We start from the raw sequence: 1,871 nt of genomic DNA, 5'->3' as shown, positions 1-1,871 counted from the left end.
CAGGAGACTCCATGCTGACGTTTTACTACCATCCCCTGTCCCCCTTTGCCCGCCGCGTTTGGATTGCCCTCCTGGAAAAAGGACTTGCGTTCGAGCCCGTTGTAGTGAACCTCAATGGCGATCAGTTTCAGCCCGAGTTTCTGGCCCTCAATCCCTTTCACCATGTACCGGTACTCGTCGATGGTTCCTTGCGAATTCTGGAGTCTCTAGCTATTTTGGACTACCTAGAAGCCCAGTATCCAACCCCATCATTGCTACCCCAATCTCCAGAAGCGATCGCTAAGATGCGCATGGTGCAGATGGTTGCTACCAATGAACTGATGTCCCAGCTACCCCCATGGGTGCTCAATCCTGAACTAACTCAGGTCACCGAGGAACTACAGCGGATCCTGATATTCTTATCTGAGCAGTTAGGCGATGCTCCATTCTTCGGAGGTGACGGGATTTCCTTAGCCGATATCACCGTTGGCACCGTACTTCCATTGCTGCACCGGCTGGGGTTGGATTTCAACGACTATCCGGCGATCGCCACCTGGTATCATCAGATTACCGCTCGCCCCGCCTGGGATGAAACAAATCCTGATGATGCATCCTTTGCGATCTGGAAACGCTGGGTATCGTTGAAGATTAAACGTCGCCAGCAACAGATAGCCCGAGCGTCTTAGTTTAGGGGGCGATCGCAGATATGTAAGTTCAATCCATTAACCATGTTATTGGGTGCAGTTAGGCAGGTGCAACGCACTGTCTCATAACGTTTAGACTCATTAAAGCATCGCCAGTGCATCCTACTCATGAGCAAGGCTTTTTACTTCATACGTAATAGCCACACCGCAGAATGTCCGAGCCATGACCATTCAACCGAACTTGATATCTCAGGCATGATGATACACAGACCATCATGCCACAGGTTTAAGATGCCTGGGCTTGCTGAATAGCTTGGCGTAGGTCTGCAGCATGAATCCAGCCGACGAAACTAGCATAGGTACATTGCCCCTGGGCATTGGCAATGAAGAGATAATCTACGCCCACAGGATTTCTCCAGGTGCGCAGGGTGATGCCATCGGCAAGGGTACAGACCGGCGTCGCCTGGGCAAAATATCGAGTGCTGGTATCCGTCATGCCAGGCACACGGCGAAATTGGTCAATCAACTGTAGGATTCGACTATTGGCTGGCGGTAGGGGCGATCGCGGCTGGGCCCAAAAGTCTTGAATGGTCTGAACCACCTTGGGATGGTGGCGAAGCTGGGGGTGGGTGACGCCTTCTAAACAGACGAAATGGGCATGGTTCACCTTCGTAGCTTCGATAGGCACTGTGCCATCGCGTCCGCCGGTGGTATGTCCTGCCACAACTAAGGTAGGAATCTTCGCCGCGATCGCTTCTGCCAAGTCTCGACGATTTTGACCCAGATGCTTAGCAATGCCAATGCCCCATCCCAAAGGATCTACCATGCGGGCAAAATCCGAGCCGCCAATGGGCGCACCTAAAAGCACCAGCGACTCGATGCGCGGCCACCATTCTGGATGCTGGGACAATAGCTCGACCCAAAGCACACCACCTAGAGAAGTCGCCACAATCCGCACGGGAGGATCTGGATAGCAGCAGAAGGCATCTTGGGCTGCTTGCTCGATCGTTTTTAGCAGGGGCTGCATGCGCCATAGCGTGCGCATATACCCTAAATTAGGGGCAACAACATGCATCTGCGACCCCGCCAGTCGATGGGCCAACGCCTGCATCGTTTGGTTTGTGTCTGTGAGACCATGCTGGGAAAAGAGAATATGGGTTGGATAATTGTCCATGAATAGGGTAATGACAACCGGCTGTGCTAGATCTCATAGTCTATGATAGCGAGGGGCGATCGCAGCGGCGTAGA

General features: G+C 52.9%; 2 protein-coding genes. One reads left to right on the top strand and one right to left on the bottom strand.

What is annotated here, in order from left to right:
• Window positions 1–665, top strand: a 665-nt coding sequence (locus V6D20_00965; protein HEY9814367.1) for a glutathione S-transferase family protein, incomplete at its 5' end; no start/stop codon positions are given.
• A 244-nt stretch (window positions 666–909) separates the two neighbouring features.
• On the opposite strand, the gene V6D20_00960 is transcribed toward V6D20_00965, so the two are convergent.
• Window positions 910–1,797, bottom strand: a complete 888-nt coding sequence (locus V6D20_00960) for a hypothetical protein (protein HEY9814366.1) — start codon at window positions 1,795–1,797, stop codon at window positions 910–912.
• Window positions 1,798–1,871 lie beyond the last annotated feature (74 nt).

The sequence above is a fragment of the Candidatus Obscuribacterales bacterium genome, from assembly GCA_036703605.1.
GTDB lineage: Bacteria > Cyanobacteriota > Cyanobacteriia > RECH01 > RECH01 > RECH01.
Note: the sequence above shows the minus strand (reverse complement) of the source record. Positions and strands in the feature narration are given on the sequence as shown.

Coding starts and splice junctions, on each gene's coding strand:
- V6D20_00960 (HEY9814366.1), bottom strand. CDS start 1,797: ATGGACAATTATCCAACCCATATTCTCTTTTCCCAGCATGGTCTCACA.